This window comes from Streptomyces sp. NPDC085931, from assembly GCF_044540565.1.
Taxonomy (GTDB): domain Bacteria; phylum Actinomycetota; class Actinomycetes; order Streptomycetales; family Streptomycetaceae; genus Streptomyces.
Genome location: NZ_JBITSK010000010.1, coordinates 145,456 through 167,674, shown reverse-complemented (window position 1 = coordinate 167,674; position 22,219 = coordinate 145,456). Strand labels below are relative to the sequence as shown.

Sequence of the window (22,219 nt, the reverse complement as noted above, 5' to 3'; positions counted from 1 at the left end):
CAGGGGGCAGTTGCGGTGCGGGAGTTCATCGTCGAGGCGGACGGCGGGTCACGGGGCAACCCGGGACCGGCGGGCTACGGGGCCGTGGTGAGCGACGCGGCGACGGGCCGGACGCTGCGGGAGGCCGCCGAGTACATCGGCGTCGCCACGAACAACGTCGCCGAGTACCGGGGCCTGCTGGCCGGCCTGCGCGCCGCCCACGCCCTGGACCCCGACGCCACGGTCCACGTCCGGATGGACTCCAAGCTCGTCATCGAGCAGATGTCGGGCCGCTGGAAGATCAAGCACCCCGCGATGAAGCCCCTGGCGGCGGACGCAGCCCGGATCTTCCCGCCGGGGCGCGTGACGTACGAGTGGATCCCGCGCGAGAGGAACAAGCACGCGGACCGGCTGGCCAACGAGGCGATGGACGCGGGCGCCAGAGGCGAACAGTGGTCGGAGCCGGCCTCGACGGCCGGCCTGGACACGACGGCCGGGCCGGCGGCGACGCCGGAACCGCCCGGCGACGCGGCGGCGGGCGCGGCCCGGGTGCGCGACGCCCTGGCGGCGGGCCGGGCCTCCGCCGCGGCGCCCGGCCCGGGGCCGAGTGCCGTGCCGTCCGCCCGGGGGGCGACGAGCGCGCCGGGCGGCGCGGACGCGCAGACCGCGGGCCAGGAGACCGTCGGCCAGGAGACCGCCGTCGCCCCGGCGGCCGCGGCCGCCGATGCGCGTGCGGCACGGGCCGTCGCCGAGGACGGTGCCGGGACGGCGGACACCGAGGGCGGTGGCGGGACGGCGGACACCGAGGGCGGTGGCGGGACGGCGGACACCGAGGACGGTGGCGGGACGGCGGACACCGAGGACGGTGGCGGGACGGCGGACACCGAGGACGGTGGCGGGACGGCGGACACCGGAGGCGGCGTTGCCGAGGCCGGGTCCGTCGCCGACGGCCGCGCCGCGCAGGCGGACGAGTACGGTGCGAAGACCGACGCCGGTACCCGCGTGGCGCGGGCCGCGGTCACCACCGAGGGGATCGGCTCGGGCACCCGAGCCACGACGGTGCGGCCCTCCACGGAGGGGACTGATGCCGGCACCCGGGCTGGTGCCGATGCGCGGGCCGGTGCAGAGGCGCCGGCTGATGCCGGTATCCGGGCTGGTGCCAACACGCGGGCCGACTCCGGCAACCACGCCGACTCCGGCAACCACGCCGATGCCGACACCCAGGCCGCTGCCGAAACCCAAACCGCTACCGGCCCCCGGGCCGGCAAACCCGTGGCGGCGCCCGGCTGGGCGCCCGCCGACATGGGTGCGCCGGCCACCTTCGTCCTGCTGCGGCACGGCGAGACGCCGCTGACGCCGCAGAAGCGGTTCTCGGGGAGCGGCGGGACCGACCCCTCCCTGTCCGACGTGGGGCGGGAGCAGGCCGAGCGGGCCGCCGCGATGCTGGCCCGGCGCGGGACGATCCAGGCGGTCGTCTCCTCGCCCCTCGCCCGCACGCGCGAGACCGCCGGGATCGTCGCGGCCCGGCTCGGGCTGGACGTGGAGATCGAGGACGGGCTGCGCGAGACCGACTTCGGCGCCTGGGAGGGACTCACCTTCGCCGAGGTGCGCGAGCGGCACCCCGAGGACCTGAACGCCTGGCTCGCCTCCCCGGACGCCGAACCCACCGGCGGCGGCGAGAGCTTCGCCGCGACCGCCGAGCGGATCGCCGCCACCCGCGACAAGCTGATCGCCGCCCACCAGGGCCGCACGGTCCTGCTCGTCACCCACGTGACGCCGATCAAGACCTTCGTCCGGCTCGCCCTCGGGGCCCCGCCCGAGTCCCTGTTCCGCATGGAACTGTCGGCCGCGTCCCTGTCGGCCGTGGCGTACTACGCCGACGGCAACGCCAGCGTCCGCCTCTTCAACGACACGTCCCACCTGCGCTGAGCCCGGCCGCCGCCCGGGCCAGCTCCTCCACCCGCCCCCAGTCGCCGCCCGCGACCGCGTCCGGCGGCAGCATCCAACTGCCGCCCACGCAACCGACGTTGGGCAGTGCCAGATACTCCGGGGCGGAGTCCGGGCCGATCCCGCCCGTCGGGCAGAACCGCGCCTGCGGCAACGGCCCGGCCAGCGACCTCAGATACGCCGTGCCGCCCGCCGCCTGCGCCGGGAAGAACTTCATCTCCCGCACCCCGCGCTCCAGCAGCGCCACCACCTCGGACGTGGTCGACACCCCCGGCAGGAACGGCACACCGGACGCCCGCATCGCCTCCAGCAGCCCCTCGGTCCAGCCGGGGCTCACCAGGAACCGGGCCCCCGCCGCCACCGCCTGCGCGACCTGCCCGGCGCTGATCACCGTCCCGGCGCCGACCACCGCCTCCGGAACCTCCCGGGCGATGGCCCGGATCGCGTCGAGGGCCACGGGCGTCCGCAACGTCACCTCGATCGCCGGCAGCCCTCCCGCCACCAGCGCGCGCGCCAGCGGTACGGCGGCGCCGACGTCCTCGACGACGACCACGGGGACGACGGGCGCGAGGTCCAGCACGGACGCGGGCAGGGCGGAGGAGGAGGCCATGGCCTCATCCTGCCGTCCGGGATGCAGAGCGCGCAAAGGGCGTTGCGCGTGCTGCAACGTCGGGTCAGTGGACCTCGTCCACCAGGACGTCCAGCGCCCACGCCTGACCGGCCTTCGCGGGCGCCCCGGCCTCCACCACGTAGCCGAGGTCCCGCAGCGCCTCCACCAGCTCGGCGGGCGACCGGGGAGCCGCCCCGTCGGTCAGCAGGCTCCGCACGATCCGCCCCTTCGTCGCCTTGTTGAAGTGACTGACCACCTTCCGGGTCGGCGCGTGCAGCACCCGCACGGTCGCCGTCCGCCCGGCGACCTCGCCCTTCGGCTTCCACGCGGCGGCGTACGCGGCCGACCGCAGGTCCAGCACCAGCCCGCCCCCGGCCGCCTCGTCCAGCACCGGCGCCATCGACGTACGCCAGTGCGCGCTCAGCGCCCCGAGCCCCGGCAGTTTCACCCCCATCGAGCACCGGTAGGACGGGATCCGGTCCGTCACCCGCACGGCACCCCACAGCCCGGAGAACACCAGCAGCGAGCGCGCCGCACGCCGCCTGGCGGCCGCGTCGAGGGTCGCCAGGCCGAGCGCGTCGTACAGCACACCGGTGTAGATCTCCCCGGCCGGCCGCGCCCCCGCCGTCCGCAACCGGGCGTTCTTCGCGACCTCGCCGCGCAGCCCCTCGCTGAGCCCCAGCACCTCGCGCGCCTTGTCCTCGTCGCCCGAACACAGCTCGACCAGCTCGGTCAGGACCGCCTCCCGGGCCCCGGCCAGCCCCGGCAGGGACAGCGACTCCGGCTTCAGCGGCGCACCCCGGCCGAACGAGGCCTTTCCTTCGGACGGCGGCAGCAGGACAAGCACGCGTACTCCTTCGATCGAACTCCGCCGACAGCGTACGGGGGCCTCACACCCGTGCCGGGCCGAGGGCACGGACCAGGCCGTCGGCGTCGTCGGCGTGGAAGCGGACGACCCGGACCCGGCGGCGCCGGCCGAGGAAGGAGACGTGGGTGACCGGCTCGGTCAGTTCGAGCGTGATCGTGGTCTGCGACCCGACTTCGACGTCCAGCTCGCCGTCGGCCCGCTGGTGCGTCATGCGCAGCTCGCGGCGTACCGAGGCGATCCGCTCCAGCGGCACGCACAGGTCGACATGGACGTACCGCCGTATGCGCAGGATCCCGCGGTCCGGGTCCAGCACGTGCGGGCGCACCACGGACGAGGCGTGCAGCCCGACGACGACCACCACGCCGTACCCGTCCAGGAACAGCAGCACCGCGTGCGCGGCCGGGAAGTCCCGCAGCAGCACGGACATCGCGACCGTCTCGACCACGCAGACGAACGCGAGACCCGCCATCATCGCGCCCTGCCCGCGCGCGTACCCGAAGGCCGTCCCGCCCCGTGTCCCGTGCGTGCGCCGCGCCGCCCACAGCACCAGGCTCACCAGCACCCGCGCCTCGTGCCGGACCAGCAGCCCCGCGACCCTCATCGCCGCTGTCCGGCCAGGATCCGCAGCGCACGGCGGACCGCCTCGGCCTGTGCCGGGGCCAGGTCGTCGTAGAAGGCGCGCAGCACGCCGTCGTCCCGGTCGAGCCCCCAGGTCGCGCTCTCCGGGAGCAGCCCCGGGGGAATGCAGCCGGCGAGCACCCGGGCCGCGTCCCCGACCCGCGGATCGTCCGGTTCGGCGTCGGCGAGCGCGTCCAGCAGCGCGTACGCCTCACCGGCCCGCGCCACGGCCCCCGGACTCCCCAGCGCCTCACCGATCGACGCGACCATCCGCTCCCGTGCCCCGGCAGGCATGGAGGTCTCCAGGAAGGCGATGATCTCGCGGTCCTTGGCCGCCATGGGGCTGTCCGTCAGGTGCGCGGTCCCCGCGAACAGCGCGGCCAGCTCGGGCGAGACGGGCCCCTCGGCGGGCAGCCCGCCCTCCGCCTCCAGCAGCGCGCGCAGCCGTCCGCGCCGCTCCCGGACGGCCTCCTCCTGCCGGGCCAGATCCTCGTCCAGCTCGGTCAGCACCTCGACGAGGTCCTTGCCCGCGTCGTCCGCGAGCACGTCCCGCACCTCGGCGAGCCCCAGCCCCAGCTCGGTCAGCCGCCGGATCCGCGCCAGTACGACGGCGTGCCGCAGCGTGTACTGCCGATACCCGTTGGGGCGCCGCTCCGGCTCGGCCAGCAGCCCCAGATGGTGGTAGTGCCGCACGGCCCGCGTGGTGACGCCGACGACCGCGGCGAGTTCTCCGATCCGCATGCCACCAGTGAAGACGTTGACGCCGCGGCAGGGTCAAGCACGCCGCCCGGTGTCTGCGGGCCGTCTTGACCGTGTGCCGTGGTCGAGGGAGCGGGTCCCGCTTCCGCCCGCCCCTTCGGCAGGCCCGTCACCCTCCAGGAACCCTCCGCCTCCGATCTGGACACCGCGGACCTCCTCTGATCCCCTGGGGGGCGGGGGTGTGTGTCATGGGGATACGGGAACGAGCCAGCTGGACCCGAGCCCGGCTGGGGCGGGCCGGTCCGCCCCTGGACCTGCTCACGGCCCACTTCGACCGGCACACCTACGCACCCCACGCGCACGACGAGTTCACCGTCGGCGTCACGGTCGGCGGGTCGGAGGTCATCGCGTACCGGGGCGGACACATCCACTCCTATCCCGGCTCGATCGTCGTGCTGGAGCCCGGCGAGATGCACACCGGCGGACCGGCCGCCGCCGACGGCTACGCCTACCAGGCCCTCTACGCCGAACCGGCCCTGCTCACCGACGGCACCCTCGGCGGCGGCCCGCCGCACTTCCACGACCCCGTCCTGCACGACCCGGAACTCGCCGCCGCCCTGCGCGCCGCCCACACCGACATCAGCGCCTGCCCCGACCCGCTGGAAGCCGAGTCCCGCCTGCCCTGGCTGCTGACCGCCCTGGCCCACCGCCACTCCACGGCCCGCGCCGCGAGCGACACCGTGCCGGGCGCCGGCCACATCGCCCGGACCGTACGCGACCGCCTCGCGGACGAACTGCTTCAACCCCCGTCCCTGGCCGCCCTCGCCACCGACCTGGGCCTGTCCCGCTACCAGCTCCTGCGTGCCTTCCGCACGACCATGGGCGTCCCCCCGTACGCCTGGCTCGCCCAGCACCGCGTGTCCCGTGCCCGCCGCCTGCTCGACTCCGGCCTGCGCCCCGCCGAGGTCGCCGCGCTCGTCGGCTTCGCCGACCAGGCCCACCTCACCCGCTGGTTCCGCCGCGTGCTGGGCGTGACCCCGGCGGCGTACCGCAACAGCGTTCAAGACGCGGCGCGGTGAGACGGCCGAAACTCGGCACATGACTGCACGCGGCTGGTTCCTGTTCTCCCTGATGGGAGTGGTCTGGGGCATCCCCTATCTGCTGATCAAGGTGGCGGTGGACGAGCTGTCCCCGTCGGCGGTGGTGTTCGCGCGCTGCGCGCTCGGCGCCGCGCTCCTGCTGCCCTTCGCCCTGCGCCAGCCGGGCCTGGCGCGCACCGTGCGGACGCACTGGAAGCCGATGCTGGCCTTCGCGGTCATCGAGATCGTCGGCCCCTGGTACACCCTGACCGACGCCGAACGCCATCTCTCCAGCTCCACCGCGGGCCTGCTGATCGCCGGCGTGCCGATCGTCGCGGTCGTCCTCTCCCGCTTCTTCGGCGCGGCCGAGTCTCTCGGTACCCGCCGCATCACGGGTCTCGCGCTGGGCCTCGCCGGCGTGGGCGTCCTCACCGTCCCGCACCTGACCGGCGGCGACGCCTTCTCGCTGGCGGAGGTCCTGGTGACCGTCGTGGGCTACGCCACGGCCCCGCTGATCGCCAGCCGCCACCTCAAGGACGTCCCGACGCTGCACCTCATCACGCCCTGCCTGGCCCTGGCGGCCCTGGTCTACGCCCCGGCGGCCGTCGCCTCGCGCCCCGCCACCCTCCCCTCACCGCAGACCCTCACCGCCCTCGTGGCGCTCGGCGTCGTCTGCACGGCCATCGCGTTCGTGGCCTTCCTGGAACTGATCAAGGAGGTCGGCCCGACCCGCGCGGCGGTCATCACGTACGTCAACCCGGCCGTCGCGGTGGCGGCCGGGGCCGCCTTCCTGGACGAGCACCTGACCCCGACGGTGCTGTCCGCGTTCGCCCTGATCCTGGCCGGCTCGGTCCTGGCCACGGCGGCGGCGCCGAAGCCCGCGGCACGCCGGGTACCATGGTCGGCACGGCAGACGAGCCGGGCGGACGGCCGCGTGGAGTCCCCCTGACGGGGAGCTTCCCGAGGAACGTCCGGGCTCCACAGGGCAGGGTGGTGGCTAACGGCCACCCGGGGTGACCCGCGGGACAGTGCCACAGAAAGCAGACCGCCGGGGACCTCGGTCCTCGGTAAGGGTGAAACGGTGGTGTAAGAGACCACCAGTGCCTGGGGTGACCCAGGCAGCTAGGTAAACCCCACCCGGAGCAAGGTCAGGAGGAGACACCCCGGTGTCTCTGCGCGGACGTTCGAGGGCTGCCCGCCCGAGTCCGCGGGTAGACCGCACGAGGCCGGCGGCAACGCCGGCCCTAGATGGATGGCCGTCGCCCGGCGCTCCGCGAGGAGCACCGGGAACAGAACCCGGCGTACAGCCCGACTCGTCTGCCGCTCTCCGTCGGCGCCGCGGGAGCGGCAGTGGTGGTGTGCCGCGTGTCAGTCCTGCCAGGTCGTCGGGGGAGGGCCGAAGGCGCGGCGGCCCGCCCGGACGGTCAGGGTGGCCATGGCGGCGTTGGCGCCGCCGCCGATCACCGCGCCGATGCCGAACGGCGCCACGCGGCCGAGGACGACGATCCCCTGCTTGGTCCCGTACTTCGTGACGAAGTTCTTCCCCAGGATCTTGTTGATCTGGCGCAACGTCTCGACCGGTACCTTGGCCACGACCTGCCGTCCCCAGTGCTGCCCCGTGCGCTCGGCGACCTTGGTGATGGTGGCCGAGCCGCTCCCGCCGAGCATGATGCCCATGACGATCGTCCGGCGGCGCTCGACCTCGTCGATGGGGATTCCATGGACCTCGGCGAGTGACAGGGCGAAGAGGGCGCTCAACTCGAGCGAGGAGAACGTCTCGCCGGCCGACAGCGCCAGTGCGACCCCCGTACCGACACCGGGCGCTGCCGCGGTCCCTCCCACCGCGGCGCCGGTCCCGGTCAACGTGCTCACGTACATGCGCTCCAGGGTGCGGATCACCTGTGCCGGTGTCGCCTCCGGGTTGCGCTGACGGGCCCGGGCGATGTTCTTGCGCACCAGGACGCTCTGGCTGTCGATCGCCTTGTCCAGGAGGTCGAGGGCTCGCCGCCCGCCTTCGCTCGGCTCGGGAACCTGTCCGTCGTGGGCGTCTGCTGCCATGCCTCGAACTCCTCGGATCGTCAGGTCCCAAGTCTCCCATCGTCACCGCCGGTTCGGGGGCGCTTTCCCCGCAGGTGATGCGCTCAGGGGTGACTCGCCGCCGAGGAGTGGGCCACCCCGTCGCGGTGATCAGGGAGTGGTCGTCACCTCCCTCAGGAGCCTCGTGAAGGACTTAGCCCAGCCCTCCACCGTCTCCGCCCCGAACAGGTCCGTCGAGTACTCGAAGGTGATCGTGATGCGGTCCGCCTCCGGAGTGATCACCGTGTAGAGCTCGTTGCGGGCCACGCCCTCGACGGGGAGGGGGCGGACGGTCGTGCGGACGTCCTCGAGGTGCAGGGCCGGGGGTTCCGTCGTGATCACCGTGAAGAGGACCGTCGGGAACAGGGTCTTCGTCAGCTCCGGGGCCACCAGGGAGACCACGTCCGTCAGGGGGAGGTCCTGGTGGTCCAGGGCCTCGAAGAGGGTCGTGCCCAGCCGGGTCACCAGGGCGGCGAACGAGTCCGCCTCCGACAGGCGGGCCCGGAGGAGGACCGCGTCGCCCACGATGCCGACCGTTTCGGCGCGTTCGCGGGGGAGGCGGTTCGCGCTGGACGCCGCCAGGACGATGTCGTCCTGTTCACCGCACAGCGTGCCGAGCCACTTCGCGAACGTGGCCGCCAGGACCGTGTACGGCGTGGTGCCCAGGCGGGTCGCCGTGGCCGTGAGGCGGGCCGGGGTGTCGTCGTCGACGGTCCAGGTGTGCAGGGCGCCGCGGCCGGAGAGCGTGCCGGGGTGGGGGTGGTCGTAGGGGAGGCGTGGGCGCAGGGGGACGCCGGTGAGTTCCTTGCGCCAGAAGTGTTCCAAGGTCTTCCTGCGGTCGTCCGGGAGGGAGTGTTCCGTCCGGGCGAAGTCCGTGAAGTGGTGCGTCAGAGGCGGCAGTTGGGGTGCTCCGCCGGTCCGGCGCGCGTTGTAGAACTCCTGCAGGTCCCGTCGGATCAGGCCCAGGGACCAGCCGTCGCAGACCGCGTGGTGGAAGACCGTCAGCAGCAGCCAGTGGTCGTCCGCCAGGCGGGCCAGGGCGAAGCGGAACAGCGGGGGCCGGTCCAGGGCGAAGGGGAGGGTGACGCGTTCGGCGCACCACCGGTCCGCCGCCGTCCCCGGCCCGGCGCGCAGGTCGGTGACCGGCAGGTCCACCGGGACCTCGGCCAGGATGTCGACCGCGTGACTGCCGTCCGGCCGGCGCACCGGCCTGGCGCGCAGGGCGTGGTGGCGCGCCACCACGTCGCGGAGGGACTGGTGCAGCGCCTCGGGGTCCAACGCGCCGCGCAGGTCCATGCGGTGGGCGATGTTGTAGACACTCGGGTCGGTGAGGGTGTGGTGGCGGTGCCACAGGCGGCGCAGGGTGGAGGGCATCGGCGCTGTGTCCATCACCCTGGGGCGGGTCGCGATGCCCCGGATCGTCGGGTCGAGGAAGAACTCCGCCATGGTCAGGTCGATGTCCGCCGCCTCCCGCATCCGGTTCAGCAGGCGGATCGCGCTCAGCGAGTGGCCGCCGAGTTCGAAGAACGGGGTGGTGACCGGGACCCGCCGGGTGTCCAGTTCCTCGCACCACAGGTCGTGCAGCACCCGCTCCAGGTCCGTGGCCGGTGCCGAGTGCGAGGGGTCCGCCGGGTCCTGCCCGGGTTCCGCCGGGTCCCGCCCGGCTTCCGGCAGGGCCGCGCGGTCCAGTTTGCCGGAGGTGTTCACCGGGAGGCGGTCCAGGGGCACCCAGCGGCGGGGGACCAGGTGGTCGGGGAGGCGGGTCGCGAGCGCGGCGCGATCCTCGGTCCAGGACGTTCCTTCGGTGAGGACGACGTACGCCACCAGCTCCTGGTCGCCGTGCTGGTCGCGGCGCGCGAGCACCGCCGCGTCGCGGACGGCGGGCAGGGCCGTCAACGCCGCCCGCACCTCGCCCGGTTCGACCCGGTGGCCGCGGATCTTGACCTGGTCGTCGGCCCGGCCCCGGTACTCCAGGGTGCCGTCGGCGCGCAGGCGTCCCAGGTCGCCCGTGCGGTAACGCGCCCCGCCCGCGCCGTCGTCGAGGAACGCGGCGGCCGTCTCGGCGGGGCGGTCGTGGTAGCCGTGCGCCACCGGCACCCCGCCGACGTGGATCTCCCCGACCGCTCCGGCCGGCACCGGCCGGCCCGCCTCGTCCAGCAGCAGGACGCGCGCCCCCGGCACCGGGGTGCCGATCGGGGGCCACTTCTCGCCGGCCGGGTCGACGCGGTGCGACGTGACGATGACCGACGTCTCCGTGGGGCCGTACTGGTTGTACAGCGCGCAGTGCGGGTGGGCGGCGAGGAAGCGGCGGAAGGCGGGAGTGAGGTGCAGGGCCTCGCCGGCGCTGAACAGCTCGCGCAGGGACGGCAGTTCGGGGGCCGTCTCCATCAGGTACTTCAGTGGGGTGCAGGGCATGAACAGGCGCTGGACCCGGTGGTGGCGGACCGTGCGCTCCACCGCCGCCGGGTCGTGCCGTACGGCGTCGTCGACGAGGACGAGTGCCGCGCCCGAAGCGAGCGTCGTGAAGATCTCCTGGACGCTCACGTCGAACGCCGGTGACGTCCACTGCAGGGTGCGCAGCGCCGGGTGACGGGCCAGGTGGCCGCGGACCAGGTTCGCGGGGCCCCGGTGGGGGACGAGCACGCCCTTCGGCCGGCCGGTCGAGCCCGACGTGTGGATGCAGTAGGCCGGGTCCTGCGGGCCGGGGCCGTCCGTGACGGGGGTCGACGGGAAGGTGCCGTCCGCCGACTCCGCGAGGACGACGGGGACTTCGGTGCCGGGCCGGGGTGTGCCCTCGGACGTGACGAGGAGCACCGGTTCCGTGTCGGCGAGGAGCAGGGCCAGGCGGGGGGCGGGCAGGGACGGGTCCAGCGGGACGTAGGCCGCGCCCGTCTTGAGGACCGCCAGCAGGGCCGTGATCAACTGCGGGCCGCGGGGGAGCAGGACCGCCACACGCCGTCCGCGCTGCGCGCCCCGGCTGCGGAGCAGATGGGCCAGCCGGTTCGCCGCCGCGTCCAACCGCGCGTACGACAGCTCGACTTCGTCGCCGAGGAGCGCGACGGCGTCCGGTGTGCGGCGGGCCTGCTCCTCGAACAGGGTGTGCAGGGTGCCGGGCGGCGCGGCCTCCGCCGTGCGGTCCAGGGCGGCCAGCAGCGCGCGGTCGGCCGCCGTGGGGGCCGTCAGGCCGGACAGCGGCGCGCCGGGGGTGTCCAGCGCCCGGCGCAGCACCTGCTCGACGTGGTCCACGAAGCGGCGCACCGTGGACTCGTCGAAGAGAGCCGTGTCGTACTCGACCATGAAGCGGATGCCGCCCGGGTGGCGGGTGAGGTAGACGCTGAGGTCGAACGGGGCGCGCTCGCTCGGGACGTCGAGCAGGGTGGCGGTCAGGTGCGGCGGGTCGAACTCCGCCTCGCCCTCGTTCTCGTACTCCACCATCACCTGGAACAGCGGGTTGCGGCCCGGGTCGCGGGGCGGATTGAGCGCGCCGACCAGCTCGTCGAAGGGGACGCCGCTGTGCTCGTACGCCGCGGTGCTGCTCTCGCGGACCCGGCGCAGCAGGGCCGGGAAGTCCGGGTCGCCGGTGAGGTCCAGGCGCAGCGGGACGGTGTCGAGGAAGAGGCCGACGTGGTCCTCGGCGCCCGGCGGACGGGACGCCAGCGCCGTGCCGATCACCACGTCCCGCTGTCCCGCGAACCGGCCGAGGGCCGCGCCGATCGCGCCGGTCAGCGCCATGAAGGGGGTGGCGCGGTGCCGGGCTGCCAACTTCTGCACAGCGTCCGCCAGTTCGGCGTCGAGGGCGTGGGTGAGGCTCGCGCCCGCTCCCGAACGGACGGGTGGGCGCGGGCGGTCGGTGGGAAGCGTCGACTCGGGCGCACCGGCGAGGTGGTGCCGCCAGAAGCCGAGGGAGGCGGGGTCCGGGCGGGCCGGTGCGGGCAGTTCGGGCAGGGGCCGGGGCTCGGGCTCCGCACCGCGCCGGGCGCGGTAGTACGCGGCGAGGTCGCGGGCCAGCACGGTCGTGGAGGAGGAGTCGAAGACGATGTGGTGGGCCAGCAGGAAGAGCAGGTGACGGTCCGGGGCGAGGCACAGGAGCCGGGCCGCGACCAGGGGGCCCGCGGACAGGTCCAGCCCGTGATCGGCCGCCAGCACCGAGCGCAGCGCTTCCCGCTCCGTCGCGCCCGTGTGGTCCTCCACGGGGCAGTCGAGCGGCATGCGGTCGCGTATCTCCTGGTAGGGGACGCCGTCCGTGTCGCCGAAGACCGTGCGCAGGGCGGGATGCCGGTCGGCGACCCGGTCCAGCGCCCAGCGCAGCGCCGCGACGTCCAGGGGGCCGTCGAGCAGGATCGCCTTGGGTTCGTGGTACATGGCGGTGCCCGGGTGCAGTTGCTCCAGGAACCAGATGCGGCGCTGGGCGGGGGTGAGAGGACGGCGGCGGGGGCGGGGCGGAGGGGCGGTGGGGGCGCCGGCGGACGGTCGCGGGCGGGGTGCGGGGGGAGGGGCGGCCGTGTGCACGGCGGGTTGCGGGCGGGGCTCGGGCCGGGGCCGCGGTCGTGGGTCCGGTGCGGGAGTCGTCCGGCGCACCCGGTCCAGGACCGGCAGCGCGGCCAGCACCTTCTCCTTCGGCACGCCGAAGTCCACGAAGCAGGCGATCTCGTCCGCCCCGGCCGCCAGCAGACGCCGTACGGTCTCGGCGGCGGTGTGCTCGTCGCCGATCAGGGCGCGGGACGCGCAGTAGCGCTCGTACGCGCGGCCCAGCAGGAACTCCACGTCCTCCTCGGGCGTGTTCTCCAGGTCCACCTGGAAGCCCAGGCTGTTGGTGACCTGGTCGAAGAGGGAGAGCGAGGACCGCAGGTACGCCAGGAACGGCCGGTACGCCTCGGCCCGCGCCCGCTCCGCGTCGTCCTCCAGGTACGTGTGCACGAGCACCACCACCCGCCCGGCCGCCGGGTCGAGACCGTGCTCGGCACGGCTGCGCCGGTACAGCGCGATGTTCTCGGCCAGTTGCTCCACCGTCTGCGTCATCAGGTTGGTGACCACACCGAGGTCCTCGGCGGCCGCCCGGCGGTAGCTGTCCGGGTTGCCGACGACGGCCACGTACATGGGCGGCCGCTCCTGCACGGGCCGCGGGTGCAGGGTGATCTCCACGGGCGTGCCGTCACCCGCGGTGGTCTTCACCGGCTGCCCCGACCAGAGGTCCCGTACGGTCGCCAGGTGCTCGTACATCACCTCGCGGTGCCGGCCGAAGTGCTGCGGGGCGAGCGCGAAGTCGGTGGCGTGCCAGCCGCTCGCGAAGCACAGACCCGTCCGCCCGCCGGAGATGTTGTCGACGACCGACCACTCCTCGGCCACCCGGGCCGGATGGTGCAGCGGCAGCACCACGGACCCGGCGTGCAGCCGGATCCGGCTGGTGCGGGCGGCGAGGGCGGCGGCCAGGACGGAGGGGTTGGGGAAGAGCGCGCCGAAGGAGTTGAAGTGCCGCTCCGGGAACCACAGGGCGTGGAAGCCGTGCCGGTCGGCGAAGTCGGCGGCGGCCATGATCAGGCCGTACTTGTCGTGGTCGGTGTCCTCGGGGTAGTCGCCGAAGAAGTACAGGCTGAAGTCGGTGCCGCCGGGTGCGGCCGAGGGGGAGGGGCGGGGGCTGGGCACGGGTGCCGGGGTGACGGCGGTGGCCCGGGGCGGTGCCGTCCCGGTGGGGGTCGTCGCGAGGACGTCGAGCTGGCGGGAGATCATCCCGCCGACCTGGTCGACGAGTTGCTCGGCCAGGCGCAGTTGCTGACCGAAGAGGGCGGTCAGGCCGTCCGGTGACTCCTGCGGGGCGGTGGGCGCCGCTGCCGCCTGAGCGACCGGCTCCTGAGCGACCGGCTCCTTAGCGACCGGTTCCCTAGCGATCGGCTCCTGAGCGACCGGTTCCTGAGCGACCGGCTCCTCCAAGGCCGGCGGTTCGATCACCGTTCGCGACGGGGGATCCATCGCGTCCCGCCCGTTCCCCCGCAGCTCCGCGACCCGCTCCGCCAGCCTCCCCGGCGTGTCGGCCGTGTCGAACACCTCGCGGACCGGGACCCGGACGCCGTACCGCTGCTGCAGTTCCGTGGTCAGGCCCATCAGGGACAGCGAGTCGGCGCCCAGCTCGAAGAAGGAGCGGTCCGGTGTCACGTCCGCCACCGGACGGCCGAGCTTGTCCGCCGCCGATCGCCGTACGAAGTCGAGGACATCGTTGTCCGGCCCGGTCCGCGTGACGGCCTCGGGAGCTGTCAGCGCAGCCGCGTCCGCGAGCGGCGTCCCGCCCTCGGACGGCATCGCGGCCGTCAGGTACGGCACCTTCCGGCGCCGCAGTGGATGCCCGGGCAGCGGCACCCGGCCGCCGGCTCCCGTGAGCGCCCGCCAGTCCAGGTCGGCGCCCCTGCCGTACAGCGAGCCGAGGGCCGTCAGGAAGCCGTGCACCTGCTCGGCGGCCGTGTCGCCCGCGCCCTGCCCCTGCAGCCACCGGCTGTCGGGTACGCAGTGCCGCCCGAGGCCCGTGAGGGTGCGCCCGGCGCCGATCTCCACGAAGTCCCGGCAGCCCTGCGCGACGGCCGTGGCCATGGCGAGGTCGAAGCGGACCGGCTGCCGGGCCTGGCGGCGCAGGTACTCCGCGTCGACCGTCCAGCCGGCCCGGCGCAGCTCCCCGTCGGCCGTGGTCACCAGCGGGGTGTGCGGCGCGCGGTACGTCACCGCTGCCGCGAGGTCCCGGAACGCGTCCAGCGCGCCGTCGATCTCCGCGGAGTGGAACGCCCGGTCGACCGGCAGCGCACGCCGGCGCAGGCCCTCCAGGTCCAGCAGCCGCGCCGCTTCCTTCAGGGCCTGCGGCGAACCCGACAGCACCTGGGCGTCCGGGCCGTTGACCGCGGCGAGTTCCGTACCGGAGGCGGCGGCGATCCGGCGGGCGGTGGCACGGTCGCACCGGACGGCGAGCATGCCTCCGGCCGGACATCGGTCTCGCATCAGACGTCCGCGCCAGGCGGTGAGCCGCAGCCCGTCCTCCAGGGAGAGGGCACCGGCCGCGTACAGCGCGGCGTACTCGCCGACGCTGTGGCCGAACAGCAGCCCGGGCCGGATCCCGGCCGCCCGCCAGGCGTCCGCCAGCGCCGCCTGGTGGGCGAAGAGGGCGGGCTGCGCGGTGTCGGTGGGCCAGATCTCGTCCGGCGCGGCGGGACCGTCCGGCGCGGCGGCACCGTCCGGCCCGGCGGGACGATCAGGGCCGGCGGGACCGTCCGGGCCGTCGGGGCCGGGGGCGGTGAGCAGCGCGGTGAGCAGGCTGCCGCCGAACTCCCGGACGTGCAGCTCCTCGCAGCGGTCGAGCGTGGCCCGCGCCGCCGGGTGCGCGGCGTACAGGCCCCGTGCCATGCCGCGGCGGGCGCTGCCCTGGCCCGTGAAGGCGAAGGCGACCGGGCCGAGCGGGGCCGGTACGGTCCGCCGGTGTTCCGCCAACGCACGGGCGAGGTCGCCGGCCGTGCGGCCGGTCACGGCGGTGCGGGCCGCGCGGTGCGGCCGGCCGAGAGCCAGGGTGGCGGCCACGTCGGCGGCCGCCAGGTCCGGGTCGGCCAGGAGCCGCTCGCGGAGCGCGGCCGTGAGCGCGTCGAGGGACTCGGGGTCGGTGGCCGACACCGGGACCAGGACGGGCAGTTCGGGCACCGGGCGGGGGCGTGCGGGCGGGGCCTCCTCCAGGACGACGTGCGCGTTGGTGCCGCCGACGCCCAGGGCGCTGACCCCGGCCCGGCGGGGCACACCGTCCGGGACCCGCCACGGCTCCAGCTCCGTCGCCAGCCGCAACGGGCTGTCGGCGAGGGGGAGTTCCGGGTTCGGGCGCGTCAGGTGCGGGGTCGGCACGAGCGTGCGGTGGCGCAGCATCAGGACCGTCTTGACGAGCCCGGCCATGCCCGCGCAGCTGTCGAGATGTCCGATGTTGGGCTTGACGGAACCGACCGCGCAGAAACCGGCCGGGCCGTCCTCGCCCGGGCGCAGGGCCCGGGCCAGCGCCGTGAGTTCCACCGGGTCGCCGAGCCGGGTCCCGGTGCCGTGCGCCTCCACGTAGGAGATCGTCTCCGGCGGCACGTCCGCCCGGCGCAGCGCCTGGCGCACCACCTCGGCCTGCCCCTCGACACCGGGGGCGCTGAAGCCGACCTTGGCGGCACCGTCGTTGTTCACCGCGGAGCCCAGGATCACCGCGTGCACGGTGTCGCCGTCGGCCAGCGCCCGGTCCAGGCGCTTGAGCAGCACGGCGGCCACGCCGTTGCCGCCGACCGTGCCGTCCGCCTCCGCGTCGAAGGCCCGGCAGCGGCCGGTGGGGGACAGGATCGAACCGGGGTGGCTGTGATAGCCGGTCTCCTGCGGCAGGTGCACGGCCGCCGCGCCGGCCAGGGCCAGGTCCGTCTCCCCGGTGAGCAGCGCCTGCACCGCCAGGTGCACGGCGACCAGGGACGTGGAACAGGCCGTCTGCACGCCGATCGCCGGGCCCGTCAGGCCGAGCCGGTAGGCGACGCGCGTGGCGAGGAAGTCCGGCTCCCGCCCGATGGCCGACTGCATGCCGGCGGCGGGGTCCGCCGGGTCGTAGGGGGTGCCGGTCGCGGGCCGCCGCTGGTGGTCGTAGAGGTTCATGCCGGACCCGGCGAACACCCCCACCCGCGTGCCCGGGGCGGTCGCCGCGTGGCCGGCCTCCTCCAGGGCCTGGTGGCAGCACTCCAGGAACAGCCGGTGCGCGGGGTGCGTGAGCCCGGCCTCGCGGGGGCTGAGCGCGAAGAAGTCCGCGTCGAACTCCTCGACGCCGTCGAGCACTCCGGACACGGGCACATGACCGGGGGCGCGGCGCTGCTCTGCGGTGAGCCCGGCCGCGGCGAGCTCCCGTTCACCGAACACCCGCACGCTGTCCACGCCGTCCCGCAGGTTCGCCCAGAACTCGTCGGCCGTACGGGCGCCGGGGAAGCGCAGCGCCATCCCGATAACGGCCACACGCTGGTCAGGGCGGCTGCCCGTGGGCACCGCGTCGGGTCCGGCGGCCGGGCCCGGAGTGGTCTCACTCGCCGACGGGACTGCGGGCGCGGGTGCGGGGGCGGGTGTGGGCGCGGGTGCCGGTGTGGGTGTGGGGATGGGCACGGGCGCCGAAGTCGAGTTCGGCGCGGGTCCGTTCGCGGGGTGGGTCGCGAGGTGGGTGGCGAAATCGGCCGCGAGGTGGGTCGCGAGCGCCGTGACCGTCGGGTGCTCGAAGAACGCCGTCTGCGGCACGGGCACGCCCAGGCGCTCCGTCAGCCGGTTCCGCAGCCGCACCAACAGCACGGACGTCAGCCCGAGTTCGTAGAACGGCACGTCCGCATCGGCCGGGCGGCCCAGTACGGCGGCCAACTCCTCCCGGACGGCCCGGGTCACCGCGTCGGCGTCCTGGTCCTGGTCCGGGCCCGGCCCGTGTTGCGGCTCGCCGCCCGGGGCCATGTCCCGCGGCTCGCCCCGGCTCAGCCGGCTCCGCAGCTCCTCCCGGCGTACCTTGCCCGCCGGTGTGCGCGGGAACTCCGCCTCGGGAACGGGCAGGACGTGGGCGGCCGTGAGCCTGAGGCGGCTGAACAGCGCCGCCCGCACCTCCGCGGCGATCCGGGTGTCCTCGGCGGCACCGCGGCTGACGAAGAACACCGCCAGTTCTTCCGTGCCCTGCTCCGCCGACGGGATCCCGCACGCGGCGACCTCGCCCTGCCGGACCCCGGCGACGGCCGTGGCGGCCTCCTCCACCTCGTGGCAGTAGACGTTGAGGCCGTTGAGGATGATGACGTCCTTGCGCCGCCCGGTGATGACGACCTGGCCGCCGTCGAGGAAGGCCAGGTCGCCGGTGTCCAGCCAGTCCGGCCCGGCCGGGTAGGCGGCCGCGTCCGCGTCGGGGTTGCGCACGTAACCCGGGGTGAGACGGGCGGGGGAGTGCACCTGCAGCCGGCCGACGCGGCCCGCCGGGGCGAGGTCGCCGTGGTCGTCGACGACGCGCAGCGTGACGCCGTGCGCGGGCGAGCCGCAGGCGACGAACGTGACGCAGTCCGCGTCCGGGGTGTCCTCACCGGCCCGTACCAGGTCGCCGCCCAGGCTGCTCTTGAGCAGGCGGTGCACGGTGCCCGGCCGGTCCAGCCGGCCGTAGGTGACGGCCGTGACCGTCTCGGCCATGCCCCACACCGGGGCGATGTGCTCCTCGCGCACGCCGTACGGGCCCGTCGCGTCGAGGAAGCGGCGCAGCACCGGCAGCACGACCCGCTCGCCCCCGCACAGCAGGGACTTCAGCCCGCCCAGGTCCCAGTGACGGTCGGGCCGTTCGGCCAGCGCGTCCGCGACGAGCCGGTAGGCGAAGGTCGGCGCCCAGCTGTGCCGTGCCCGGTGCTCGTGCAGGAGGTCGAGCCAGCGCAGCGGGTCGGCGAGCACGTGCTCGGTGGGGGCGTGGACGTTGGTGGCACCGGTGAAGACGGCGAGCAGGTGGTAGAGGAGGAAGGCGCCGCTGTGGTCGACGGGCAGCCAGTTCACCATCGTGTCGTCCGGGCGGACGTCGAGGATCCGGCGGCTGCTCGCCGCGAAGTCCGCGAGCCCGGCGTGGGTCAGCCGCGCCGCCTTCGGGACCCCGGTGCTGCCGGAGGACAGCATCAGCAGGGCGGTGTCGGAGGGGCCGGGCTCGACGTGGTCCGGCGCGGGCGGCGCGGCCAGGCAGTCCCGGGCGAGGGCGATCCGGGGGGCGGGCGAGGCGTGGGCGAGGGCGGCGGCGCCGGGCGCGTCGGTCAGGACCAGCGGCCCGTCGAGTAACGCGTGCGTCTGCCCCAGGCGTTCGAGGGCCGGGGAGCCCGGGGCGGGGTGCTCGGCGATGGCCACCGGGAGCGCTCCGCCCAGCACGCAGGCCCAGAAGGCGGGGAAGAACTCGTCCAGCGGCAGCCCGCACAGCACCACCGGGTCGCCGCGCCGCACCCCCTGCTCGCGCAGCCCGGTGAGCATCCGGCGTGCCGCGTCCAGCAGTTCGGGATAGGACCGGGAGCCGGTCGTGCCGTCGGCGGCGAGGGTGACGACGGCACCGCCGCGCGCCGAGGCGGCGGCGCCCAGCAGCGCCCGTACCGCGTCGACCGGGTCGTCCTCGGTCCGCTCGGGCTCAGGACCCCGGCAGACGGCCTGCCCCCGTAGACGCTCCATGCGTGTCCTCTCCCTCTTCTGCGGTGGTGCACGAACGGTTCGTGGCCTTGCGCGCGTGGCGCTTCCGTACGGTGAACAGCAGGGCCAGGGCCCCGCACGCCGCCACCCCGTGGAAGGCGCCCACGACGGTCAGGGCGGACAGCGTCTCCAACGCGGCAGCGGCGGCGATCGTGCCCAGCGCGAACCCGGACTGCTCGGCGGTGGCGGACAGGCCGAACAGCCGGTCGCGCTGCCGGTCGGGGGCGGCCTGGAGGCGCGAGGTGTAGACGATCTCGGTCCAGCCGTCGGCGAAGCCCGCCGCGAGGGCGGCCGCGATCAGGGCCGGGGCGGGCGGGCCGGTGAAGGCCGCGACGAAGCAGAGCGACATCGCGCAGGTGCCGGCCGCGAAGGCCCGCTCGCCCCAGGTCGTCCCGTGCGGGCGGCGCTTGAGGACCTGGTGGGCGAGGAGCGTGCCCACGGCCCAGGCCGACCAGAACCGGGTCATGAACAACGCCGGTTCGGACGGCTCGGCCGCGGTGGCGGCCAGCGGCAGCGCGACGTTGTGCGAGGCGGACGCCAGCGCGTCCAGGCCCCGCAGCGCGATCAGGCCGAGCAACGGCCCGGCGACCCCCGCGACCCGCAGCCCCAGCCGCCCACCACGGACCCTCGCGCCCGGGCGCCGCCGCCCTCCGGCCGTCGATCGGTCGGCCTCGGTCGCCGGGTTGTTCGCCGCGTCGGCCGAACGGTCGCCGTCGGCCACCGGGTTGTTCGCCGCGTCGGCCGAACGGTCGCCGTCGGCCACCCGGTTGCCCTTCTCGTCGGCCGAACGGTCAGCCTTGGTCACCAGGTTGTTCGCCGAGCTGGCCGAACGGTCGGCTCCACTGGTCGGGTTGGCCTTCGCGTCGGCCGAACGGCAGGCCCCGGCCGCTGCGTCACCCGGCTGGTCCGCCTCGGTCGCCGGGCTGACCGCCGCCGCGGAGTCCGTGCGCGGGCGCAGCACCAGCACCGCCGCCGCCGACACCGCGAAGCTCGCGCCGTTGACCGCGAAGGCGAGACCGAAGCCGCCGAAGGCGATGATCGGCGCCGCCGAGGCGAAGCCCAGCACCGTGGCGACGGAACGGGCCGTCACCAGCACGCCGTTGGCCCGGGCGCGGCTGTCCTGCCCGACCATGACCGGGACCGCGCTGCGCAGGGCGACGTTGAACAGCGTGTTGCCCGCGCCCAGCACCAGCACCGCGCCGAACAGCACCCCGGGCGAGACGTCCCGGGCCCCCAGCGCGAGCACGGCCATGGCGAGCGTCTGGGCGAGGTCGGTGGTCACCATGACCGTGCGGCGGGTCACCCGGGCCGTCACGGCCCCCGCCGCGAGCCCGGCCGCGACACCGGACAGCAGGCGTACGGCCATCACCGCGCCCACGCCCAGGGCGCTGCCCGTGACCTCGTACGAGAACAGGCTGAGCGCGATCAGATTGAGGTACGTCCCGTAGGCCGACACGGCGTGCGCGACCACCAGGGACCGGAACCTCCCGTCCACCCCCGTCACCGGACCCCTCACCCTCGGTGGCCGAAGTCGGCCGCCCTACCATCCGAGCGTTCGGTCGATCATTGCAGAAGCGTTCGGGCCGACGGGTGGAAACAGGCCACCGGGGGCCCCACCGGGGGCCCCACCGGGGGCCGACGCCGTGGCGGTCACTGCCGCGCCGAGGCCAGTGACCGCCGCGCCACCCGCTCCAGGTGGCGCGTGAACACCTCCCGTGCCTCGGGCGTCAGGGTCCGCAGCGCCAGCAGCGCCGTGATGACGACGTCGCACAGCTCCGCCTGCACGTCCTCCCAGCCGTGCGTCACGCCCTTGCGCGGGTTCTGGCCGGTGACGCCGATGACCGCCTCGGCGACCTCGCCGACCTCCTCGCTGAGTTTCAGCACGCGCAGCAGCAGGCCCTCACGGCCCTCGACCGGGCGCTGCGCGTCCAGCCACGCGTACAGGACGTCGACGGTCTCCCACAGCTCGGGCGCGGGCGGGGTGGGGGGCGTGTCATCACTCATGGGCGGCAGCCTGCCACGCGGGTCTGACAACGCCCCCGGCCGCGCCCCGGCGGGGCGCTACGCCATCGACTCCTCTTCGAACAGGGCCTCCTGCTCGCCCTCCTCGGCCTTCCGCAGCCGCCGGGCCCGCCCCCCGACGACCAGGGCGGTGCCCGCCGCGGCCGCCGCGAAGGCCGCCGGGATCATCCAGCCCCGGTTCACCGCGTGCCCGAGCGCGTGGTCCAGGGAGTACCGCCCCGGCCCGGTGACGGCGAGGCCGGCGGCCGTCAGGCCGAGCGTCGCCGCGTACTCGTAGCCGCCGCCCTGGTTGAAGAAGCCGTTCGGGGCGTGCACCGCGGCCGCTCCCGCCATCGCCCCGGCCGCCGCAGCCCCGGCCGCGGGCGTGGCCAGGCCGAGGGCCAGCAGCGCGCCGCCGCCCGTCTCCGCGAGCCCCGCCGCCGTCGCGCTCGCCCTGCCCGGGGCGTAGCCCACGGACTCCATGAACTGGCCGGTGCCCTCGATGCCGTGGCCGCCGAACCAGCCGAACAGCTTCTGCGCGCCGTGGGCGGCCAGGACGCTCCCCGCTCCCAGCCGGAGCAGCAGCAGGCCCAGATCGCCTCGGTGGTCGTGCCTCGCGTGCCTCACGTGCCTCACGTCGTCTCCCGGAGCAGACAGCAGGAACAGGGGAAGACCCCTCGTCGCGTCTCCACCGTCGCACCCGCGGCGCCGCGCGACACCCCACGGCCGCGCCCGGGGCGCCGTTCGGGTGGCACGGGTGGCGTGGCCGGGCGGCCGGGACGAGGCTGACGCGTATGACGATTCAGACGACGCGCCTGAGCGACCCGGTCGTCCGCGCCTTCGTGACCGCCGTGAACAACCACGACCGCGAGAGCTTCATGGAGCTTCTTGCCCCGGGCGCGACCATGGCCGACGACGGGTCCGACCGCGACCTCGAGGACTGGGTCGACCGGGAGATCTTCTCCTCCCGCGGCCACATGGAGGTCGACAACGAGTCCGACGGCGGCCGGTCCCTGCTCGCCCGCTACAGCAACGACACCTGGGGCGAGATGCGCACCCGGTGGAGCTTCACCGTCGACGAGGACGGCAGGATCTCCCGCTTCGAGACCGGCCAGGCCTGATTCGGCAGTCGTTCCACGCACCGGTGCGCAC

General features: G+C 75.1%; 12 protein-coding genes, 1 other RNA gene and 1 pseudogene. 5 read left to right on the top strand and 9 right to left on the bottom strand.

The features are described from left to right. Positions 1 to 15: 15 nt before the first annotated feature. Positions 16 to 1,908, top strand: coding sequence for a bifunctional RNase H/acid phosphatase (locus ACIGAN_RS22490; RefSeq protein WP_399859893.1), 1,893 nt, complete (start codon positions 16 to 18; stop codon positions 1,906 to 1,908). Here ACIGAN_RS22490 and eda read toward each other — a convergent pair. The 4 genes from eda to ACIGAN_RS22470 all read right to left on the bottom strand — a co-directional run bounded on the left by eda (position 1,883) and on the right by ACIGAN_RS22470 (position 4,763). Then, on the bottom strand, positions 1,883 to 2,536 hold the full coding sequence (gene eda / locus ACIGAN_RS22485; RefSeq protein WP_365737709.1) for a bifunctional 4-hydroxy-2-oxoglutarate aldolase/2-dehydro-3-deoxy-phosphogluconate aldolase: 654 nt from the start codon (positions 2,534 to 2,536) through the stop codon (positions 1,883 to 1,885). The two genes, ACIGAN_RS22490 and eda, sit on opposite strands and share 26 nt — an antisense overlap. A gap of 64 nt (positions 2,537 to 2,600) precedes the next feature. Further along, positions 2,601 to 3,383, bottom strand: coding sequence for a peroxide stress protein YaaA (gene yaaA, locus ACIGAN_RS22480; protein WP_399859891.1), 783 nt, complete (start codon positions 3,381 to 3,383; stop codon positions 2,601 to 2,603). A 43-nt stretch (positions 3,384 to 3,426) separates the two neighbouring features. Continuing rightward, positions 3,427 to 4,005: a hypothetical protein gene (locus ACIGAN_RS22475; protein WP_399859888.1), complete on the bottom strand. Its 579-nt coding sequence runs from the start codon at positions 4,003 to 4,005 to the stop codon at positions 3,427 to 3,429. Beyond that, positions 4,002 to 4,763: a MerR family transcriptional regulator gene (locus ACIGAN_RS22470; protein WP_399859886.1), complete on the bottom strand. Its 762-nt coding sequence runs from the start codon at positions 4,761 to 4,763 to the stop codon at positions 4,002 to 4,004. Before ACIGAN_RS22470 ends, ACIGAN_RS22475 begins: the two co-directional genes overlap by 4 nt. Before the next feature lie 206 nt (positions 4,764 to 4,969). Between ACIGAN_RS22470 and ACIGAN_RS22465 the strand changes: the two genes are divergently transcribed. The 3 genes and pseudogenes from ACIGAN_RS22465 (at position 4,970) to rnpB (ending at position 7,120) form a co-directional block, all read left to right on the top strand. Then, positions 4,970 to 5,800, top strand: a complete 831-nt coding sequence (locus ACIGAN_RS22465; protein ID WP_399859883.1) for an AraC family transcriptional regulator — start codon at positions 4,970 to 4,972, stop codon at positions 5,798 to 5,800. A gap of 19 nt (positions 5,801 to 5,819) precedes the next feature. After that, positions 5,820 to 6,599: pseudogene (locus ACIGAN_RS22460) on the top strand (DMT family transporter); the annotation flags it as partial. 115 nt (positions 6,600 to 6,714) lie between these two features. Then, positions 6,715 to 7,120, top strand: an RNA gene (gene rnpB / locus ACIGAN_RS22455) — RNase P RNA component class A. 48 nt (positions 7,121 to 7,168) lie between these two features. Here rnpB and ACIGAN_RS22450 read toward each other — a convergent pair. The 5 genes from ACIGAN_RS22450 to ACIGAN_RS22430 form a co-directional block, all read right to left on the bottom strand. Further along, complete coding sequence (locus ACIGAN_RS22450) at positions 7,169 to 7,858, bottom strand: hypothetical protein (RefSeq protein ID WP_399859881.1); 690 nt, start codon at positions 7,856 to 7,858, stop codon at positions 7,169 to 7,171. A gap of 129 nt (positions 7,859 to 7,987) precedes the next feature. Then, positions 7,988 to 19,048 carry an amino acid adenylation domain-containing protein gene (locus ACIGAN_RS22445; RefSeq protein WP_399859878.1) on the bottom strand — a complete coding sequence of 3,687 codons (11,061 nt, stop codon included), beginning with the start codon at positions 19,046 to 19,048 and terminating at the stop codon, positions 7,988 to 7,990. Next, the gene (locus tag ACIGAN_RS22440) at positions 19,008 to 20,570 is read right to left on the bottom strand and encodes an MFS transporter (protein WP_399859875.1); all 1,563 of its coding nucleotides are present in this window, start codon (positions 20,568 to 20,570) and stop codon (positions 19,008 to 19,010) included. Before ACIGAN_RS22440 ends, ACIGAN_RS22445 begins: the two co-directional genes overlap by 41 nt. A gap of 146 nt (positions 20,571 to 20,716) precedes the next feature. After that, positions 20,717 to 21,070, bottom strand: coding sequence for a MazG-like family protein (locus ACIGAN_RS22435; RefSeq protein ID WP_365737722.1), 354 nt, complete (start codon positions 21,068 to 21,070; stop codon positions 20,717 to 20,719). A 57-nt stretch (positions 21,071 to 21,127) separates the two neighbouring features. Further along, positions 21,128 to 21,694, bottom strand: coding sequence for a DoxX family protein (locus ACIGAN_RS22430; protein WP_399860092.1), 567 nt, complete (start codon positions 21,692 to 21,694; stop codon positions 21,128 to 21,130). Positions 21,695 to 21,861: 167 nt separating this feature from the next. Between ACIGAN_RS22430 and ACIGAN_RS22425 the strand changes: the two genes are divergently transcribed. Further along, a complete protein-coding gene (locus tag ACIGAN_RS22425; protein WP_365086941.1) occupies positions 21,862 to 22,188 on the top strand; it encodes a nuclear transport factor 2 family protein in 327 nt (108 codons plus the stop codon). The last annotated feature ends 31 nt before the right edge of the window (positions 22,189 to 22,219 follow it).

Coding starts and splice junctions, on each gene's coding strand:
- eda (WP_365737709.1), bottom strand. CDS start 2,536: ATGGCCTCCTCCTCCGCCCTGCCCGCGTCCGTGCTGGACCTCGCGCCC.
- ACIGAN_RS22475 (WP_399859888.1), bottom strand. CDS start 4,005: ATGAGGGTCGCGGGGCTGCTGGTCCGGCACGAGGCGCGGGTGCTGGTG.
- ACIGAN_RS22470 (WP_399859886.1), bottom strand. CDS start 4,763: ATGCGGATCGGAGAACTCGCCGCGGTCGTCGGCGTCACCACGCGGGCC.
- ACIGAN_RS22465 (WP_399859883.1), top strand. CDS start 4,970: ATGGGGATACGGGAACGAGCCAGCTGGACCCGAGCCCGGCTGGGGCGG.
- ACIGAN_RS22450 (WP_399859881.1), bottom strand. CDS start 7,858: ATGGCAGCAGACGCCCACGACGGACAGGTTCCCGAGCCGAGCGAAGGC.
- ACIGAN_RS22445 (WP_399859878.1), bottom strand. CDS start 19,048: ATGGAGCGTCTACGGGGGCAGGCCGTCTGCCGGGGTCCTGAGCCCGAG.
- ACIGAN_RS22435 (WP_365737722.1), bottom strand. CDS start 21,070: ATGAGTGATGACACGCCCCCCACCCCGCCCGCGCCCGAGCTGTGGGAG.
- ACIGAN_RS22425 (WP_365086941.1), top strand. CDS start 21,862: ATGACGATTCAGACGACGCGCCTGAGCGACCCGGTCGTCCGCGCCTTC.